Consider the following 16,848-nt stretch of genomic DNA (forward strand, 5'->3'; position numbering starts at 1 on the left):
GGGCTCCGCACGGGCTGTCACCGGCTCTTGCTAGGGTGCCGTGCACGCGTCAACCCTGGGGGTAGCGCGTCTTGGAACGCAGCAACGGGGGATGGTCGAAGGACATGGAGCAGCGCACGCGTACGCGCACGGGCACGGCCGCCGCGGGCACCGCGGACCGGGTCCGCAGGGGGATCAGGGCGGGACTCGCGGTGGGGGTGGCGGCGGTCACGCTCGCCACGGTCGGCGGCTGTGCGTTCGGCCGGCCCAAGATCGACGTGACGCCCCCGAGCTGGGCGACGGCCTCGCCGTCCGCCAGCTACGACCCGTACAACCCGACCCCGTCGTACACGCCCGGCTACGACAGCTACTCGCCGTCGCCGTCGCCCACGCAGGAGACGTACGACCCGGACGGGCGGTCCGACGTCCGCGGCAGCGGCTGCGACTTCTCCGCCTCGCTGCGCCAGTTCACCTACACGGTCTCCATCACCAACCCGTCGACGACCAGTTCGTACTCCTACGACATGCGGATCGACTGGATGAAGGACCGGCCGGCGGACGGCTCGTCCTACGGGCAGCACCAACGCAGCGTCGTGGTGGCGCCCGGTGCGACCGAGACCTACACCGCCAAGTACACGCTGAACCAGTCCTCCTGGCAGGCGTTCTGGTACACCTGCCAGATCACCCGGGCGACGAAGTCCAAGATGTGACGCCGGCCCGCCGGCGCCGCGGTGCGCCGCCGGTCATCTGACGGGCGGCGGGGCGGCTGCGGTGGTGGTCCGCGGGCGGGCGGCGAACAGGGCGGCCTGCCGCTCCGGCGGGAGGTTGCCCAGCGCGATCAGCTGCGGGGCGTGCGCCAGTGCCTGGGCCCGGGTGGCCTCCTTCGCCGCCCACAGGGCGCGGACGGTGCCCTGGACGGCCTCGGTGGGCTGCGCGGCCAGCACCGCGGCCCGGCGCAGCGCGGTCTCGGCGGCGGCGCCGGGCGGGGTCAGTTCGGAGACCAGGCCGACGGCGTGGGCGCGGCGGGCGCCCAGCCGCTCCGCGGTGCCCATCAGGGCGAGCCGGGCGATCTCGCCGTGCGGCATCCGCTGTGCCATGAGGATGGACTCGTAGGCGCTGACCATCCCGTAGGTGGTGTGCGGGTCGAAGAAGGTGGCGTCCTCGGCGGCGACGAGGAACTCCGCCTCGCCCAGCAGGTAGAAGGCGCCGCCGCAGGCCATGCCCTCGACCGCGGCGACCACCGGCTTCCACAGGTCGTTGGCCTTCGGGCCGATCCGGAGCAGCGGGTCGTCGAGGGAGAACGGGCTGGTGGGCTGGGGGACGTCGGCGGAGCGGTCCAGGCCGGTGCAGAAGGCGCGGCCGCCGGCCCCGGTGAGGACCGCCGCGCGCACCGTGTCGTCGAAGCGCAACTCCCGCCAGATGGCGGCGAGTTCGTCGGCGGTGGCCAGGTCGAGGGCGTTGTGCCGGTCGGGGCGGTCCAGGGTGACCAGGGCGACCCCGTCGGCGGTCTCGGTGCGGACCCCGGGGGACGTCACGGCCGCTCCAGGACCCAGCGGGGGACGGTGGGACCGTCGGGCGTGCGGTGGAAGACGGCCTTCACGGGTGCGCCGATGCGCAGCTTGGCCGGGTCGACGGAGTTCAGGGCGGCGTCGGCGGCGGCGACGAGGTTGCCGACCAGGCGGATCCGCGGCGCCTCGGCGAGCTCCACGACGATCGTGTTGTAGGGGGCCTGGGCCGCGTAGGCGGGCAGCAGCGGCGGGTGCGGCACGACGAAGGACCAGATCCGGCCGCGGCCGCTCGTCCGCTGCCAGTGGGCGGTGAACGACTGGCAGTGCGGGCAGCAGGGGCGGGGCGGGAAGCGCGGTTCGTCGCAGTCGGTGCAGGTCTGCACGCGGAGCTCGCCGCGGGCCGCGTACTCCCAGAAGGGGGCCCCGTCGTCGTCGGTGACGGGTGTCAGCAGGCCGGTCTCGGGGGCCGGGGGGCCGTCGGCGGTCACGGATCGGGCGTCGGCGGTGGTCCCGCCGGCGCGGTGGTCTGCGCGCATCTCGGATCAGCTCCTCAGCAGTAGCGCGGAGGTGGGCACGCACTCGCCCGCGGTGACGAGGCAGGTGGCGGCGTCGGGCACCTGCGCGGTGCTGGTGCCGCGCAGTTGGCGGACGCCTTCGGTGATGAGGTTGAAGCCGTGCAGGTACGCCTCGGAGAGGCCGCCGCCGGCGGTGTTGAGGGGGAGCCGGCCGCCGATCTCCAGGGCGCCGCCCTCGGTGAAGGCCGCGCCCTCGCCGCGCCCGCAGAAGCCGTAGCCCTCCAGGGAGAGCGGTATCAGCGGGGTGAACGCGTCGTAGATCTGCGCCACGTCGACGTCCTGCGGTCCGAGGTCGGCGCCCTTCCAGAGGTGGCGGGCGGCGGCCTGGGCCGGGCCGCTGAGCGGGTCGTCGTTCCAGTAGTTGACCATGCCGTGGTGCTGGGCGGGCAGGCCCTGGGCCGCGGCGTGGACGTAGACCGGGCGCCGGCGGCAGTCGCGGGCGCGCTCGGCGGAGACCACGACGCAGGCCAGGGCGCCGTCCGTCTCCAGGCAGTTGTCGAAGAGGCAGAGCGGTTCGCTGATCCAGCGGGAGGTCATGTACATCTCGCGGGTCAGCGGGCGGTCGTACATCATCGCGGCCGGGTTCTGGTTGGCGCGGTTGCGGCAGGCCAGCGCGACGTTGAAGAAGTGGTCGCGGGTGGCGCCGTACTCGTGCATGTAGCGCCGGGCCAGCATGGCGATCTCGTCGGCGGGTCGGAGCAGGCCGAAGGGCCGGGTCCACTGGCCGGGGGTGGGGAGTTGGGCGTGGGTGCTGGTCCACGGTCGGGGTCCGGAGCCGCGTTTGCGGGACCGCCAGGCGACGCCGACGCTCGCCTGCCCGGTGGCGACGGCGGCGGCCAGGTGCGCCACCGTCGCGCACGAACCGCCGCCGCCGTAGCCGACCTTGGAGAAGTGCGTGACGTCCCCGGCGCCGATGGACTTGGCGATCTCGACCTCGTCGGTCTCCTCCATGGTGTACGACGCGAAGGCGTCCACCTCGGAGGGGGCGATCCCGGCGTCGTCCAGGGCCGCGACGATCGCCCGGCACGCCAAGGTCCGCTCGGATTCGTGGAGTTGTTTGGCAAAGGGCGTCTGTCCGATGCCGACGATCGCCGTAGCGTCCTTGAGGGTCGCCCCCATCGCCACCTCCGTGCTCGGCCGTCACTGCTGACAGCGCAGGAGGCTACCGCTAATCTGACGGGCAGTCAGCTAGTGCGGTGCGGGGTCTTTGCCGGGAGCGGGAGGCAGTGCGATGGGCGAACAGCTCGATGCGCGGGCGGACGTGACATACGGCTCGCTGGCGCACCTGGTGCGCGCGGCCGCCGCGCGGTACGGCCCCCGGGAGGCCGTCGTCGAGGGCCGCACCCGGGTGTCCTACGCCGAACTGGGCGGGCGGGTGGAGCGGGCCGCCGCGGCCTGCGTCGCCGCCGGCGTCGCCCCCGGCGACCGGGTCGCGGTCTGGGCGCCCAACACCCTCGACTGGATCGTCTCCGCCCTCGGCGCGGTGACCTCCGGTGCGGTCCTCGTCCCGGTCAACACCCGCTTCAAGGGCGCCGAGGCGGCCGACGTGCTGCGCCGCACCCGCGCCAAGGCCCTCTTCGTCACCGGCACCTTCCTCGGCACCTCCTACGTCGCCTCGCTGCGCCGCGCCGCCGAGCGGGGCGACGGCCACGGCCCGCTGCCCGGACTGCCGCACCTGGAAAGGGTGGTGGTGCTCGCCGACGACGCCCCCGCCGACTTCACCACCTGGCGCGACTTCCTCGCGGCCGGTGCGGCGGTGCCGCCCGAGGCGGTCCGGGCCCGCGCCGACGCCCTCGGCCCCGACGACCCCTCCGACATCATCTTCACCTCCGGTACCACCGGCCATCCCAAGGGCGCCGTGATCACCCACGGCCAGACGCTGCGCGCCTACGACGTCTGGAGCGCACTGGCCGGCCTGGAGGAGGGCGACCGCTACCTCATCGTCAACCCCTTCTTCCACACCTTCGGCTACAAGGCCGGCGTCGTCGCCTGTCTGCTGCGCGGCGCCACGATGGTCCCGCAGCCGGTCTTCAGCGTGGAGACCGCGCTCGCCAACATCGCCGCCGAGGCGATCTCCGTGCTGCCCGGCCCGCCCACCCTCCACCAGCAGCTCCTGGACCACCCCGACCGCGCCCTGCACGACCTGTCGGCGCTGCGGCTGGTCGTCACCGGCGCCGCCGTCGTCCCGCTGGAGCTGGTCGAACGGCTGCGCGGCGAGCTGAAGGTGGCCACCGTCCTGACGGCCTACGGCCTGTCGGAGAGCACCGGCGTGGTCACCATGTGCCGGCGCGGCGACCCGCCCGAGGTGATCGCGGCGACCTCCGGGCGCGCCGTGCCGGACACCGAGGTCCGGGTGGTGGACCCCGCGGGCCGTCCGCAGCCGCCCGGCGAGGCCGGCGAGATCCTGGTCCGCGGCTACCACGTGATGTCCGGCTACTTCGAGGACCCGGCCGCCACCGCCGCCGCGCTCACCCCCGACGGCTGGCTGCGCACCGGCGACGTCGGCGTCCTGGACGGGGCCGGCAACCTCCGGATCACCGACCGCATCAAGGACATGTTCATCGTCGGCGGCTTCAACGCCTATCCCGCCGAGATAGAGCAACTCCTCGCCCGTCACCCGGACATCACCGACGTCGCGGTCATCGGCGTCCCCGACCGCCGCCTCGGCGAGGTCGGCAAGGCGTACGCGGTCCGCCGCCACGGTTCCCGGCTCACCGCGGACGACCTCATCGCCTGGTCCCGGCGCGAGATGGCGAACTACAAGGTCCCCCGGGAGGTGGAGTTCGTCGCCGGACTGCCGCGCAACGCGAGCGGCAAGGTGGTCAAGGGGCGGCTGCGGCAGGGCGGTTCGCGTACCACGCAGGGCGATTCGCGTACCGGGCGGGGCGGGGCGTGCTGAGGGCCGGCGGGGCCGGGGGACACCCGCGCCGGAGACCGCGCGGGGCGCGGCCGCGGAGGCATTAGCGGCGCGTTAGCCACGTGGCAGCCGGACGCCAGGGCGCCCGGACAGAGTGGGTGTCGTACCGAGGAGACCACGACACCGACCGTCCCGGGGGGACCTGACATGAGCTCCAACACCGCCGTCCGCAACGCCCGCCGCCACACCCTGCGCATCGCCGCCGCGGCACTGACCGCGGTCGCCGGCCTGACCCTGACCGCCTGCTCCGGTGCGGACACGCCCGGCGCCGCCAAGGCCGCCGGCGGCACGGAGAGAGCGGTGGGCGCCGCCGGCGTGGACGCCGCCGGCTCCTCCGCCGACACCGGCACCGCCGGCACCGACGCCGCCGGCCCCTCCGCCGACGGCCCGAACAGTGGCGCCAAGGCGGGCACGGGCGCCGAGGGCGGCACGAAGGCGGGGGCCGCGGGCCAGCAGGCGGGGACCGCGCACGCCACCGGCGGCCGGGCCGGCTCGGGCATCGAGCGCTGCCACACCTCCGGGCTGAAGGCGTCGTTCAACACCGGCGGGGACGCGGTCCCGGACGAGGACGCGGGCGGGTCGACGACCACCAGCATCAACCTGGTCAACAAGGGCAGCCGCGCCTGCAAGATCGGCGGGTTCCCGGGTGTGGACCTCACGTCCATCAACGGCGGCGAGCGGTGGTCTCTGGCCCGTTCCTCGGCCAAGTTCAGCTCGATCACCCTGGCGCCCGGCGACAGCACCGACGTCACGCTCAACGTCGCCATGACCAAGGAGAACGAGGGCTTCTACCAGCCCGCATGGGTGGAGATCACCCCGCCCAACGAGACCACCTCGCTGAAGGTCGAGTGGCCCTGGGGCACGCTCGTCGACCAGCGCGGCGCCACCCACCCGGCCACCTTCGTCAACCCCATCGGCTGACGCCCCGGCCCCCCCGGAGGCCGTTCCGGGCCGGGCGTCCGACGACGCCCCGCCCGGAACGGCCCTCCTCGGTCCCGGCCAAGCCGAACGGCCCGCGACGTGCTCACCGTGCGACGCGGCCGCCGGTGACCCCGGTCCGCTCCGCCAGCGCCCGCATCCGGTCCGCGAACCCGGCGTCCGCCGACCCGAACCACACCCCGAGGTCCGCGGCGCCCGCCGCCTCCCAGTCGGCGACCTCGGCCGCCACGTCCGCCACCGTGCGGTCCGGGCCGTCCCAGCCGATCCGGGTGCCGGCCGTCACCCGGGTCCCACGCGACGCGGCCCGCCGGGCCAACTCCGCCGCCCGCTCGGCGAACTGCCCGGGGGTGAGGCCCACTCCCTGCCAGTGGCCGCCGAACTCCGCGGCGCGGCGCAGCGCCGCGTCCGAGTTCCCGCCGATCAGGAACGGCACCGGCTCCCGCGGCACCGGTTGGAACACCGCCCGCCCGTCGAAGGCCACCTGCCCGTCGTCGTAGGGCCCGCCCGCTCCCGCGTGCAGGTGCCGCACCAGCCGCAGCGTCCGGTCCGTGCGCGCACCCCGGTCGCCGAAGCCGACGCCGGCCGCCGCGAACTCGTACGGCTGCCAGCCCACGCCGACGCCCAGCACGAACCGGCCGCCGCTCAGCCGCGCCAGCGTCGCCGACTGGCGGGCCAGCAGCAGCGGTTCGCGCAGCGGCGCGATCAGCACCGACGTCCCCAGCGTGAGCCGTTCCGTCGCGGCGGCCAGGAAGGCGAGCGTGGTCAGCGCCTCGTACACCCCGCCGTAGCCGTCCGGCGGTCGCCCGTACGGGCCCGGCGGCAGCAGGTGGTCCGGCAGCCAGACCCCCGCGTACCCCAGCTCCTCGGCCTCCCGGGCCAGCCGGACCAGCTCCGGGGCGGGCATCGTGCCCGCCTCGGACGGCAGGACGACGTGCAGCCGCATCCGGTCCGGCCGCCCGGTGGCCGCACCGGGGACGGTGGGGTGGGCGTTGGGGTGCTGGGGGGTGACGGCGTCGCTCATGGGGGCCTCCGCTCCCGATAAGGGGGACTGGGTCGGACGCCCCTTCCTAAGCCCTGACACCGATGTGAGGGTCAAGGGCCGGGCGGGCGGCGGCCGTTCACCGGGCGCCGCTCACCGCGCGTCGCCGTCCGCCGGTGCCGCCGTCCAGTCCGGCGCGCGTCCGCCGAGCGCCACCACCTGGTCCAGCAGTGGCGCGTCCTGCGCCACCGGGACCGCCGGCCCGAAGAGCGACCCGTCGCGCGCCGCGTCGGCCACGGTCGCCAGCAGTCCGTGCGCGACTTCCAGGCTCGCGCCGTCGGGCGCGTACTCCTGGCCGGTGGCGCGCGCCAGGTCCCAGCCGTGCAGCACCAGTTCGTTCAGCGCGAACCGGCCCGCCGCGGCCCCGGGCAGGGTGACCCCGCCCACCTGCGTCTCGCCCTCCCAGGCGGCCGGCACCCGCCAGGCCGCCGCCAGCTCGTCGAGGTTCCGCGCCAGTTCCGCGCGCCAGCCCGGGGCGACGTCCGGCAGCTCGGTGTCCGGGGGCGTGTCGGTGGTCGGCCCCAGGTCCTTGCGCGCGGCGTCCCGGAACGCGACGGTCAGCCCGGCCAGGTGGCCCAGCAGGTGCCGCACGGCGTACGCGGGGCAGGGGGTGGGCGCCCCCAGCTGCGCGTCGGCGGTCCCGGCGGCGAGCCGCGCCACCTCCCGGGCCTGCGCCGCGAAGTCGATCGGCGGGGTCGGCGGGGCAGCCTTCTCGGTCATGATTGCGGGTCCCTTCCTCCGGCGGGCCGGCCACCGCGGCCGGTCTCACGAGTGAAGACCCCGCAACGCCCGAGAACTCATCGGCGCGCCCGGCCCCGGCCCCCGGGCAGCCGCTAACGCCCGTAGCGTTCCCGCAGCGCCGCCTTCAGGACCTTGCCCAGCGGCCCGCCGCGCGGCAGCGCATCGGTGATCTCCAACTGCTCCGGCAGCTTCTGCGTCATCAGCCCCGCCGCCCGCAGGTGCGCGGTGAGGTCGGCCAGGGTGAGCTGCGGCGCCCCGTCCCGCGGTTCGGCGAGCGTGACCACCGCGCAGACCCGCTCGCCGCGCTCCCGGTCCGGCAGGCCGATCACCGCCGCCTGGGCCACCGCCGGGTGGGTGTGGACCAGGTCCTCGACCTCCTGCGCGGAGATGTTCTCGCCCTTGCGGATGATGATGTCCTTCAGCCGCCCGGTGAGCACCAGGTGCCCGTCGGCCCGCAGGTGCCCGAGGTCGCCGGTGCGGAACGCGCCGTCCGCGGTGAACGCCCCGGCCGTCAGCGCGGGATCGGTGTAGCGCCGGAACACCATCGGCCCGGAGACCGTGACCTCACCGGTCTCTCCGGTCGCGGCCGGGCTCCCGTCGGCCCGCACGATCCGCACCCGGGCGCCCGCCACGGGCCGGCCGACGGTGTGCGCCAGCTGTTCGTCCGTGTCGTACGGCGTCCCCATGGCGATCATCGGGCTCTCCGTCATCCCGTACCCGTGCACCAGGGCGCAGCCCAGTTCCCGTCCGGCCGCGCGGTACAGCTCGGGCGGCAGCGGCGCCCCGCCGCCGGACAGCAGCCGCAGCGAGGGGATCAGCGGCCCGGCGTCCGGCGCGGCGGCCCGGCGGCGCCGCGAGGCGTCGTGGAACGCCTGGTAGAACGCGGTGCTGCCGCCCGCCATGGTCACCCCGTGGCGTCGGTAGACCGCGGCCGCCCGGTCCGCGTCGAAGCTCTCCAGCACCACCGCCGGGAAGCCGCTGACCAGCATGGCGATCACGTAGTCCGGCCCGGCGATATGGGCGTAGGGGAACGCGATCGAGCCGACGTCGTCCGCCGTCATGCCCAGTGCGGTGGCCAGCCCCACGCCGCCGGCGATGAGCGAGGCGTCGGTGTGCTCGACGCCCTTGGGGGCGGAGGTCGTGCCGGACGTGTAGTAGATCCACCGCGTGGCGTCGTCCTCGGCGGCCGGGGCCGCGGGCAGGGTGTCCGGATCGCCCTCGGGCAGCCCGTCCGCCACCGAGACCACGCGCACGTCGGAGTGGTCCCCGGCCGCGCCGCGCACCATCGCCGGGTAGTCGAAGCCCCGCAACGCCCCGGGCACCAGGGCGAACTCGGCGGCCGACTCGCGCAGGATGAACCCGACCTCCCGCGCCCGGTGCAGGTGGATCACCGGCGTCTGCACGGCCCCGAGCCGGGCCAGTGCGAGCGATGCGACCACCGTGTCGATCCGGGTCGGCAGTTGCCACATCACCCGCGTGCCGGCCCCGATGCCCCACTGCCGGAACCCGGCCGCGGCGCGCGCCGCGGCGTCCCGGACCGCCCCGAAGGTCATGGTTCGCCCGCCGTCGCCGTCGAAGAACATCGGCGCGTCCCCGGAGGCCCGCGCCCGGTACTCGACCAGTTCCCACAGCGTGCGTAGACGGGCGGGTTCGAACACGGCGCGCCTCCGGGGGTGGATGGGCGGGGTGGGGCGTGACTGTAGCACCAGAACTGACGGAGCATCAGATGTGGTGCGGTGCTCCGTCCGGGTGCCGCGCCCTGTCCCCGGGCCGCGCCGAGCGTTTCGGAATGGAAACGTCCGGCCGTTGGAGAACGGCGGACGGGGCCGGGTGCAGACCCGGCCCCGTCCGTGATGCCGCTACCGGAGGGCTGTCCTTCGGCTTCCGGTCAGGGCATGTGGTTGTCCATCGGAGCCAGTCCCGCGTACTGGGCCTGCGGGGCCAGCGGTGCGTGGTTGTCCTGCGGCGCCATCGGCGTGTGGCGGTCCTGGGCCGTGACCGTGTTCGGCGGGCCGGGTATGTGGTTGTCGGCCATGGCGGGCACCGCGGCGGTGCCGAGCACGGCCGCCGCGATGGCGGCGACGGCCAGGGACTTCTTCGTGCGGGTCATTCCAACTCCTCAAGTAACGGGGGTCGTTGCTGTTCCCAGAAACAAACTAGCGTCAAGTGTGAGCAGGTGTTCGAGCCTTGCCATGGAAAGCCGAGGCACATCTACAGGTTTTACTTCCCGCACGAAAACGTCGTAGGGGCCGGTTTTCCGTGGCTTCCCCTCCAAGCCACGGGAAAACGGCCCCTACGAGCTCCCGGAATCATCCGGATCCCCCCGGAGACCCCCCCCGGGTCCTCCGGTCGTGCTCCCCCGTCCCCCGTGCCCCCCCGTGTCCCCCGTGTTCCCCCTGCGTCGACGGTCTACTTGACTCCGCCGACGGGCTGGTGGCTGTCCATGGTGGTGAGGTTCTCCCCCTTGGCCGGAGCCTTCCCGACCTTGTCCGCCGGGGCTTCCGCGGTGACCGCGTCGGCGGCGATGGGCTGGTGGCTGTCCATCGGCTTGACGACGTCACGGTCCCGGGGCTTCGGGACCTTCGGTGCGGTGCCGGGCGCGATGATCGGCTGGTGGCTGTCGCGCGGCGCGATGATCGGCTGATGGCTGTCGCGCGGGGCGACGACGTCCCGTTCCCCCGAATTCTGCACAGTGTTCTCGGTGCTCATGGCGATCAACTCCTGATGGGCGCTTGAAGGCTGTCAGTCCGGCCGGCGACTCCCCCGTTGGCCGCCGGACGGACGTGACGCGGCCGCTCACGATAACTGCGCGGCCTGGGCACCGAGCCGCTTGCCCCCCGAGGCGGCGGATCGGTAGCCATAAGATTGGCCCGGGCCGATGAACGATCGATAAACGCCGGCGGCGCGCGGCTGAACGGGCGTCAGGCCACCGTTGCGGGCGTGAGCAGGCTGCGCACGGCGGCGCTTTCCGCGGAGCCCAGCCGCTCGAAGATCGTCAGGGCTTCCTGCCAGCACACGCGGGCCCGACCGCCGTGCCCGATCTGGTGCAGGGCGCGGCCGAGCGTGGTCAGGGCGCTCGCCCGCCACGGCTCCCCGCCGATTCCCCGCAACGCGGTCAGCGCCTGCTCGGCGCGGTTGGCGGCGGCGGTGGGGCGGCCGGCGGCGAGGTCCACCTCGGCCAGCCGGTAGTTGGTCATGCCCTCCCAGAAGCGCTGGCGGCTGTCCCGGAAGATGCCCAGGGCGGCCATCAGCTGCTCGGCCGCCTCGGGCAGCCGCCCGGCTTGGGTGTAGGCCAGCGCGAGGGCGTACATGCCGTTGGCGAGACGCCGTCTGGCTCCGAGGTCGTGATAGATCGCGATGCCCTCCTCCGCCAGGCGGATGGCGTGGTCCACCCGCCCGGTGTCCAGGTATACGCGGGAGAGGTTGCACAGCGCGCTGGCCTCGGACTGCCGATTGCCGTCGTCGCGGAAGGCCGCCAGGGCCTGCAACAGGTACGCCTCGGCATCCTTGTGGCGGCGCTGCGCGTTGGCGATGATGCCGCGGTCGTTGGGGGCGTAGGAGGAGGAGAAGGCGTCCCCGGCGGCGAGCCCGAGCAGCATCGCGGACTTGGCGTTCTCGTCGGCGTCCTCCAACCGGCCCGAGAGCGTCCGGACGTAGGCCAGGGCGGTGTGGATGCGGGCCTGTGCATGTTCGTCGCCGAGTTCGCGGGCCGCGGTCAGCAGGGCGGTGTTCGCCTGCTCGTACTGGAGCGCGTCGGCCCCGGATTCGGCCAGGTCCTTGGTGAGCAGCAGCAGGTCGGCGGCGCGGCGCAGGGTCGACGGGCTCGTGGACTGCCGGGCGCACGCCAGGACGCACCCCGCCTCGCTGAACAGCCACTCCAACGCGGAGGCGCGGTCGGGGAATTCCAGCCCCGGGTAGTCGGTGGGCTCCATGTGGGCGATCAGCCGGTCCCCGGGGCGTTCCAGCGCGTACATCCGGGAGGCGGTCACCAGGTAGAAGTCGAGCAGCCGGGAGAGCGCCGCGTGTCGATCGGAGGGCGGGTGCTCGTCGCGCTCGGCGCAGGCGCGGGCGTACAGGCGCACCAGGTCGTGGTAGCGGTAGCGACCCGGGGCCGCGGACTCCAACAGGGACGTGTCGACCAGCGATTCGAGCAGTTCCTCGGTGTCGTCCGGCGGCAGGTTGAGCACGGCGGCCGCGGCGGTCAGCGAGATGTCCGGACCGTCGGCCAGGCCCAGCAGGCGGAAGGCGCGGGCCTGGGCGGGCTCCAGTTGCTTGTAGCCCAGTTCGAAGGTGGCCTTCACGGCCAGGTCGCCGGCGCGGAGTTCGTCCAGTCGGCGGCGTTCGTCGGCGAGCTTGCTGGCCAGGGTGGAGACCGTCCAGGTGCGGCGGGCGGCCAGGCGCGAGGCGGCGATGCGGATGGCCAACGGCAGGAAGCCGCAGGCGCCGACCACCGCCATGGCGGCCTGCCGCTCGGAGGTGACACGCTCCTCACCGACGATGCGGATGAAGAGGGTCAGGGCCTCCTCGGGACTCATCACGTCGAGGTCGACCAGATGGGCCGAGGCCAGGTCGATCATCCGGGAGCGGCTGGTGATCAGGGCCGCGCACCCGGCCGTACCGGGCAGGAGGGGGCGGACCTGGGCGGCGTCCCGGGCGTTGTCGAGCAGCGCCAGGACGCGTCGTCCGGCGAGCGTGGAGCGGTAGAGGGCGGCCCGTTCCTCCAGTCCGTCCGGGATGGCGGAGTCCGCCGCGCCCAGCGCTCGCAGGAAGGCACCGAGCACCGCCTCCGGTTCGGCGGGGTTGTGTCCCGCGCCCTGGAGGTCGACGTAGAGCTGGCCGTCCGGGAAGTGTTCCCGTGCGGCGTGGGCGACGTGCACCGCGAGGGTGGTCTTGCCGACGCCGCCGATGCCGGCGACCGCGGAGACCGCCATCACGCTGCCCTCCGCCGCCGCCAGCTGGTCGCTGAGCTCCGTGACGAAGGCGGCGCGGCCGGTGAAGTCGGCGACGGTGGCCGGGAGCTGGCGCGGCCGGACGAAGGTGGCCTCCGGCGAACCGGAGTCCGCGGCGGGTGGGGCGTCCAACTCGGTGTCGGCCCGCAGGATCCGCTGGTGCAGCTCGGAGAGCGACGCGCAGGGGTCTACGCCCAGCTCGTCCGCGAGCAGCCGCCGGGTGTCGGCGTACACCGCGAGTGCCTCGGCCTGCCGGCCGCTGCGGTAGAGGGCCAGCATGAGCAGTTCCCGCAGTCGTTCCCGCAACGGGTGCGCGGCGGTGAGCGCGGTGAGTTCGGAGACCGCCTCGGCGTGGCAGCCGGCCTCCAGGTCCAGTTCGAGCCGGACCTCGGTCAGGGACAGCCGCCACTCCTGGAGGCGGGTGCGTTGGTTCTCGGCGTACGGCCCGGGGACGCTGGCGAGCGGTTCGCCGTCCCACAGGTCCAGTGCGGCGTCGAGGAGTTCGCGGGCCCGGGTGCGGTCGCCGGTGGCCTTGGCCTTCTCCGCCTCGGCGGCGTACTGCTCGGCGGTGTCGTGGTCGAGGTCCAACGGGAGACCGTCCACGGACCGCAGGGCGTAGCCGCCGGACTCGCTGACCAGCGCCTCCGCGTCGGTGCCGAGTGCCTTGCGCAGGCGGGAGGCGTAGGTCCGCAGGGCGGCGAGCGCGGCGTGCGGCGGTTCGTCGCCCCACAGGGCGTCGACGAGCTCGGGCGCGGTGGCGGTCCGGCCGCCGCGTAGCAGCAGCGCGGCGAGCAGGGCACGCTGCTGCGGAGAACCCGCGGCCAGCGGCGTCGCACCGCGCCAAGCCCGCACGGGACCGAGCACGGTGAAGCGGAGCCGCTCCCGCACCTGTCCCGGACCGTCGTCCATGGTGTCCCCCTGCCCTGTCCCGTCTGTCCGCTTTGTCAAGGCCGTTCGCGCCTTTACATCGTGCGCAACGGTCAGTCTGCCTTGTCGCGACCCCTCGCGTCAGTAGGGGTCCGGAGCGTGCACAAAGCCTCCTCGTGTGGCGCGGAGGGGAAGGTGCGGCGATTTCCCGGGAGTTCGGAGGGGAACCTTCCGTTCTTACTCGCTCCGCCCCCGGCGGCGGCCGTCCCGCGCATTCGCCCTGATGGGTGCGGTGTGCCGGGCCGACCGTCACCCGCTCGCCCGCCCGCCGCCCCGCGTTCGGGCCACCCTGCCCGGTCGCCGCTCGAAGGCCCGCCGCTGTCCACCCGGCATGCCGCACAACGTTTCTGACTGGCTGGTTTGTTACTGCCGGTGGATCGATACCGGCCGCCCGAACCGCCTGCGTACGGGCCCGCGGGCCGTCGGCCGGTCCTCCGGTGCGACGCCCCGCCGCAGCTCGGGCCGCCCCGTGCCGTCTCGCGGGGCCCCGCGGCCGCCCCGACGTCGCCCGCCGCCGACCCGTTCCCCGTCCAACTTACTGACGGACCGTCAGATCAGCGCTACCGTACCGCCCATGAAGACCACGCAGCCCAAGGAGACCCAGGCGCCCGAACACCCCCAGGAACCCTTCCCCCTGATCATCTCGGTCGACGACCACACCGTGGAGCCCCCGGGCGTCTGGCGGGACCGGCTCCCGTCGAAGTACCACGACACCGGCCCCCGCATCGTCCGCGCCCCCGTCAAGGAGATGACCTTCGTCGGCGGCAAGTTCGCCCCGAAGATGGGAGCGCCCGGCGACGACGGGCCGATAGCCGACTGGTGGATCTACGAGGACCTGCACCGCCCGCTGACCCGCCTGGACACCGCCGTCGGCTACCCTCGCGACGAGATCAAACTGGAGGGCATCACCTACGAGCAGATGCGCCCCGGCTCCTACGCGGTCCCCGACCGGCTGGCCGACATGGACGTCAACCACGTCCAGTCCGCCCTCTGCTTCCCCACCTTCCCGCGCTTCTGCGGCCAGACCTTCACCGAGGCCAAGGACCGCGACCTGGGGCTGCTCGGGGTGCGCGCCTACAACGACTGGATGGTCGAGGAGTGGTGCGGCCCGCAGGCCGGCGGCCGGCTCATCCCGCTCACCCTCATCCCCCTGTGGGACGCGGAGCTGGCCGCCGAGGAGGTGCGCCGCAACGCGGCCCGCGGCGTGCGCGCCGTCTGCTTCAGCGAGATCCCGCCGCACCTGGGGCTGCCCAGCATCCACACCGACTACTGGGACCCGTTCCTGCGCGCCTGCGACGAGACCGGCACGGTCATCGCCATGCACATCGGCTCGTCGTCGAAGATGCCGTCCACGTCGGCCGACGCGCCGCCCGCCGTCGGCTCCACGATCACCTTCGCCAACTGCTGCTTCTCGATGACCGACTGGCTCATGAGCGGCAAGTTCGAACGCTTCCCCAACCTCAGGATCATGTACGCCGAGGGTCAGATCGGGTGGATCCCGTACATCCTGGAGCGCGCGGACGTGGTCTGGGAGGAGAACCGCGCCTGGGGCGGCGTCGCCGACAAGGTCCGCCGCCCGCCGTCCGAACTCTTCGCCGGCCACGTCTTCGGCTGCTTCTTCGACGACGCGTTCGGCCTGAAGAACCTCGACGCCATCGGCGTCGGCAACGTCCTCTACGAGACCGACTACCCGCACTCCGACTCCACCTGGCCCAAGTCCCTCCAGGTCGCCGAGACGCAGATGTCCCACCTCGCCCCCGACGTCGTCGAACGCCTCGTCCGCGGCAACGCGATCGAGCTGTTGGGGTTGACGGGGGAGGGGCTGTGGGGGCCGTCGGCCCCCACGATGTGAGGCCGACTCGATCGACATCGCTGACAAGCAGAGGTCCCGTCCGCGTGTCACCGGGACGTACGGCGGACGGGACCGGTTTCAGCCACTGACGGGATCCGTCAATGGCTCACGCGCCGTCGCCGCCCTGCGGCTGCGGCTCCGGCTCACGCGGCGCCTCCGGGGGCAGCGGACCCCCGTCGTGCTTCCCGCCGTCGTCCTGCGCGACGACTGTGAACTCCCGGGGGCACCGGAACGGGACGCCGCGCCAGCCATCGGCGTCGGGCGTGCGCGTGTCGTACGTCTCGACGGTTGCCACGCTCATCTACCAACCTCCTCTTCTCCGAGGGGCCGTGCCGCCGTACCGTCGAGGCACGGCCCGTGGACCCGCAGGTTTCCTGCGGCTGGGTCACCCGCTTCGGCCGCTCGACTGTCCAGGGCTTCGCGGCCGGGGCGGGAACATGCACCGGGCCCCCGAACCGTGGGGCACACACAGGGACCCGCTTGCCCTCCCGACGGTAAGGCGGGCGGAAGTACGAGCTCAACGAACTTCTACGAACTTGCGCGACCTCATCCGAGGGCATCGAGCGCGGAGATGATGAGCTTCCTGGCTGCTGCGCCGTAAACAGCGAGATTCGCGAGCTCGACGAACGTTTTCGCGTACTCGGCGACCTCGCTGGGCTGCGTGACGGTGAGGCTGGCGGACACCAGCTCTGAGGCAGCCTCTTCGCCGTCGTAGAGGGAGAAGGATTCGCACGGCCAGGCATGGCCCCGGACGACTCCCATGGGGATCACGCCCATGCTCAGGGAGGGCGTGGCCGTCATGCCGATCAGGTGCCCGAGCTGGTTCACCATGATGTCCGGACTGCCGATGACCGAGCGGAGCACCCACTCCTCCACGACGAAGGCGAAACGGCGCCCACCGCTGTGGAGAACACGCTGGCGGCTCATGCGGGCCGCGGAAGCTTCCTCGATGTCGTCGGGGGCGTCCCGGAGCGCGACAACCGTTCGGAGGATCGCCTCGGTGTACTCCCGCGTTTGCAGCAGACCCGGCACGACCTGGGACTGGTAGAAGCGGAACCAACGGGTTCGTTCGTACAGCGGAAGCACGGAGTCTTGTACGTGCTTGAGTCCAGCGCGTTCCAGCCGGCGCCATTCGACGTACAGGCCGTCGATGCCGCGTGCTGTCGCGATCAGGTCTGCTGCCTGGGCTTCCACGTGGCAGATGCGGGTCCACAGCCGGATGTCTTCGTCTGACGGCGCCGTCTTGCCGTTCTCAAGCCGGGAGCTTTTCGACTCGTGCCACCCCGCCATCGCCGCCACCGCGCGAGCAGTCAGGCCCGCGTCCTGGCGGATCTCGCGTAAGCGCTTTCCCAGCGCCTCTCGGGCCTGCTGGATGCTTGGTGGCGGTGACGGACGGGACACGGTGAACGGCCTGGTCAGTCG

15 protein-coding genes are annotated in these 16,848 nt (G+C 73.5%); 4 read left to right on the forward strand and 11 right to left on the reverse strand.

From position 1 onward, the window contains the following. The first annotated feature begins 104 nt into the window (after window positions 1-104). Window positions 105-689, forward strand: coding sequence for a hypothetical protein (locus ACLJT4_RS07945; protein WP_411121573.1), 585 nt, complete (start codon window positions 105-107; stop codon window positions 687-689). Window positions 690-722: 33 nt separating this feature from the next. Here the strand turns inward: ACLJT4_RS07945 and ACLJT4_RS07950 are convergent, their stop codons facing one another. From ACLJT4_RS07950 to ACLJT4_RS07960, 3 genes are read right to left on the reverse strand one after another with little or no spacing between them, the layout of a single operon-like run. Continuing rightward, window positions 723-1,514, reverse strand: coding sequence for an enoyl-CoA hydratase/isomerase family protein (locus ACLJT4_RS07950; protein WP_411121574.1), 792 nt, complete (start codon window positions 1,512-1,514; stop codon window positions 723-725). Further along, the gene (locus ACLJT4_RS07955) at window positions 1,511-2,023 is read right to left on the reverse strand and encodes a Zn-ribbon domain-containing OB-fold protein (protein ID WP_411121575.1); all 513 of its coding nucleotides are present in this window, start codon (window positions 2,021-2,023) and stop codon (window positions 1,511-1,513) included. Before ACLJT4_RS07955 ends, ACLJT4_RS07950 begins: the two co-directional genes overlap by 4 nt. Before the next feature lie 6 nt (window positions 2,024-2,029). Next, window positions 2,030-3,181: a lipid-transfer protein gene (locus ACLJT4_RS07960; RefSeq protein WP_411121576.1), complete on the reverse strand. Its 1,152-nt coding sequence runs from the start codon at window positions 3,179-3,181 to the stop codon at window positions 2,030-2,032. A gap of 112 nt (window positions 3,182-3,293) precedes the next feature. Here ACLJT4_RS07960 and ACLJT4_RS07965 point away from each other — a divergent pair, with 112 nt between their 5' ends. Beyond that, a complete protein-coding gene (locus tag ACLJT4_RS07965) occupies window positions 3,294-4,961 on the forward strand; it encodes a FadD3 family acyl-CoA ligase (protein WP_411121577.1) in 1,668 nt (555 codons plus the stop codon). A 165-nt stretch (window positions 4,962-5,126) separates the two neighbouring features. Continuing rightward, a complete protein-coding gene (locus tag ACLJT4_RS07970; protein ID WP_411121578.1) occupies window positions 5,127-5,900 on the forward strand; it encodes a DUF4232 domain-containing protein in 774 nt (257 codons plus the stop codon). A 103-nt stretch (window positions 5,901-6,003) separates the two neighbouring features. On the opposite strand, the gene ACLJT4_RS07975 is transcribed toward ACLJT4_RS07970, so the two are convergent. The 6 genes from ACLJT4_RS07975 to ACLJT4_RS08000 all read right to left on the reverse strand — a co-directional run bounded on the left by ACLJT4_RS07975 (window position 6,004) and on the right by ACLJT4_RS08000 (window position 13,556). Beyond that, window positions 6,004-6,939 carry a TIGR03619 family F420-dependent LLM class oxidoreductase gene (locus tag ACLJT4_RS07975; protein ID WP_411121579.1) on the reverse strand — a complete coding sequence of 312 codons (936 nt, stop codon included), beginning with the start codon at window positions 6,937-6,939 and terminating at the stop codon, window positions 6,004-6,006. 111 nt (window positions 6,940-7,050) lie between these two features. Then, complete coding sequence (locus ACLJT4_RS07980; protein WP_411121580.1) at window positions 7,051-7,677, reverse strand: TIGR03086 family metal-binding protein; 627 nt, start codon at window positions 7,675-7,677, stop codon at window positions 7,051-7,053. Between the two features lie 113 nt (window positions 7,678-7,790). Then, window positions 7,791-9,356 (reverse strand): class I adenylate-forming enzyme family protein, encoded by a 1,566-nt coding sequence (locus ACLJT4_RS07985; protein WP_411121581.1) that lies wholly within the window; start codon window positions 9,354-9,356, stop codon window positions 7,791-7,793. Between the two features lie 230 nt (window positions 9,357-9,586). Continuing rightward, a complete protein-coding gene (locus ACLJT4_RS07990; protein ID WP_411121582.1) occupies window positions 9,587-9,808 on the reverse strand; it encodes a hypothetical protein in 222 nt (73 codons plus the stop codon). 299 nt (window positions 9,809-10,107) lie between these two features. Further along, window positions 10,108-10,407 (reverse strand): hypothetical protein, encoded by a 300-nt coding sequence (locus tag ACLJT4_RS07995; RefSeq protein WP_331250126.1) that lies wholly within the window; start codon window positions 10,405-10,407, stop codon window positions 10,108-10,110. A gap of 212 nt (window positions 10,408-10,619) precedes the next feature. Beyond that, entirely contained in the window at window positions 10,620-13,556 is a 2,937-nt protein-coding gene (locus ACLJT4_RS08000) for a BTAD domain-containing putative transcriptional regulator (protein ID WP_411121583.1), read from the reverse strand. A gap of 592 nt (window positions 13,557-14,148) precedes the next feature. On the opposite strand from ACLJT4_RS08000, the gene ACLJT4_RS08005 reads away from it, so the two are divergent. After that, complete coding sequence (locus tag ACLJT4_RS08005; protein WP_411121584.1) at window positions 14,149-15,426, forward strand: amidohydrolase family protein; 1,278 nt, start codon at window positions 14,149-14,151, stop codon at window positions 15,424-15,426. A 106-nt stretch (window positions 15,427-15,532) separates the two neighbouring features. On the opposite strand, the gene ACLJT4_RS08010 is transcribed toward ACLJT4_RS08005, so the two are convergent. Both ACLJT4_RS08010 and ACLJT4_RS08015 read right to left on the reverse strand, forming a co-directional pair. After that, complete coding sequence (locus tag ACLJT4_RS08010; protein WP_411121585.1) at window positions 15,533-15,727, reverse strand: hypothetical protein; 195 nt, start codon at window positions 15,725-15,727, stop codon at window positions 15,533-15,535. Between the two features lie 245 nt (window positions 15,728-15,972). Beyond that, complete coding sequence (locus ACLJT4_RS08015) at window positions 15,973-16,827, reverse strand: helix-turn-helix domain-containing protein (RefSeq protein ID WP_411121586.1); 855 nt, start codon at window positions 16,825-16,827, stop codon at window positions 15,973-15,975. Window positions 16,828-16,848: the final 21 nt, after the last annotated feature.

The organism is Streptomyces sp. x-19 (assembly GCF_046549115.1).
Lineage (GTDB): Bacteria > Actinomycetota > Actinomycetes > Streptomycetales > Streptomycetaceae > Streptomyces > Streptomyces albulus_C.

What these genes read in the sequence shown, in the direction of transcription:
- ACLJT4_RS07960 (WP_411121576.1), bottom strand. Translation starts at nt 3,181, where the DNA reads ATGGGGGCGACCCTCAAGGACGCTACGGCGATCGTCGGCATCGGACAG.
- ACLJT4_RS08005 (WP_411121584.1), top strand. Translation starts at nt 14,149, where the DNA reads ATGAAGACCACGCAGCCCAAGGAGACCCAGGCGCCCGAACACCCCCAG.
- ACLJT4_RS08010 (WP_411121585.1), bottom strand. Translation starts at nt 15,727, where the DNA reads ATGAGCGTGGCAACCGTCGAGACGTACGACACGCGCACGCCCGACGCC.
- ACLJT4_RS07980 (WP_411121580.1), bottom strand. Translation starts at nt 7,677, where the DNA reads ATGACCGAGAAGGCTGCCCCGCCGACCCCGCCGATCGACTTCGCGGCG.
- ACLJT4_RS07945 (WP_411121573.1), top strand. Translation starts at nt 105, where the DNA reads ATGGAGCAGCGCACGCGTACGCGCACGGGCACGGCCGCCGCGGGCACC.
- ACLJT4_RS07995 (WP_331250126.1), bottom strand. Translation starts at nt 10,407, where the DNA reads ATGAGCACCGAGAACACTGTGCAGAATTCGGGGGAACGGGACGTCGTC.
- ACLJT4_RS08000 (WP_411121583.1), bottom strand. Translation starts at nt 13,556, where the DNA reads ATGGACGACGGTCCGGGACAGGTGCGGGAGCGGCTCCGCTTCACCGTG.
- ACLJT4_RS07975 (WP_411121579.1), bottom strand. Translation starts at nt 6,939, where the DNA reads ATGAGCGACGCCGTCACCCCCCAGCACCCCAACGCCCACCCCACCGTC.
- ACLJT4_RS07990 (WP_411121582.1), bottom strand. Translation starts at nt 9,808, where the DNA reads ATGACCCGCACGAAGAAGTCCCTGGCCGTCGCCGCCATCGCGGCGGCC.
- ACLJT4_RS07955 (WP_411121575.1), bottom strand. Translation starts at nt 2,023, where the DNA reads ATGCGCGCAGACCACCGCGCCGGCGGGACCACCGCCGACGCCCGATCC.
- ACLJT4_RS07970 (WP_411121578.1), top strand. Translation starts at nt 5,127, where the DNA reads ATGAGCTCCAACACCGCCGTCCGCAACGCCCGCCGCCACACCCTGCGC.
- ACLJT4_RS07965 (WP_411121577.1), top strand. Translation starts at nt 3,294, where the DNA reads ATGGGCGAACAGCTCGATGCGCGGGCGGACGTGACATACGGCTCGCTG.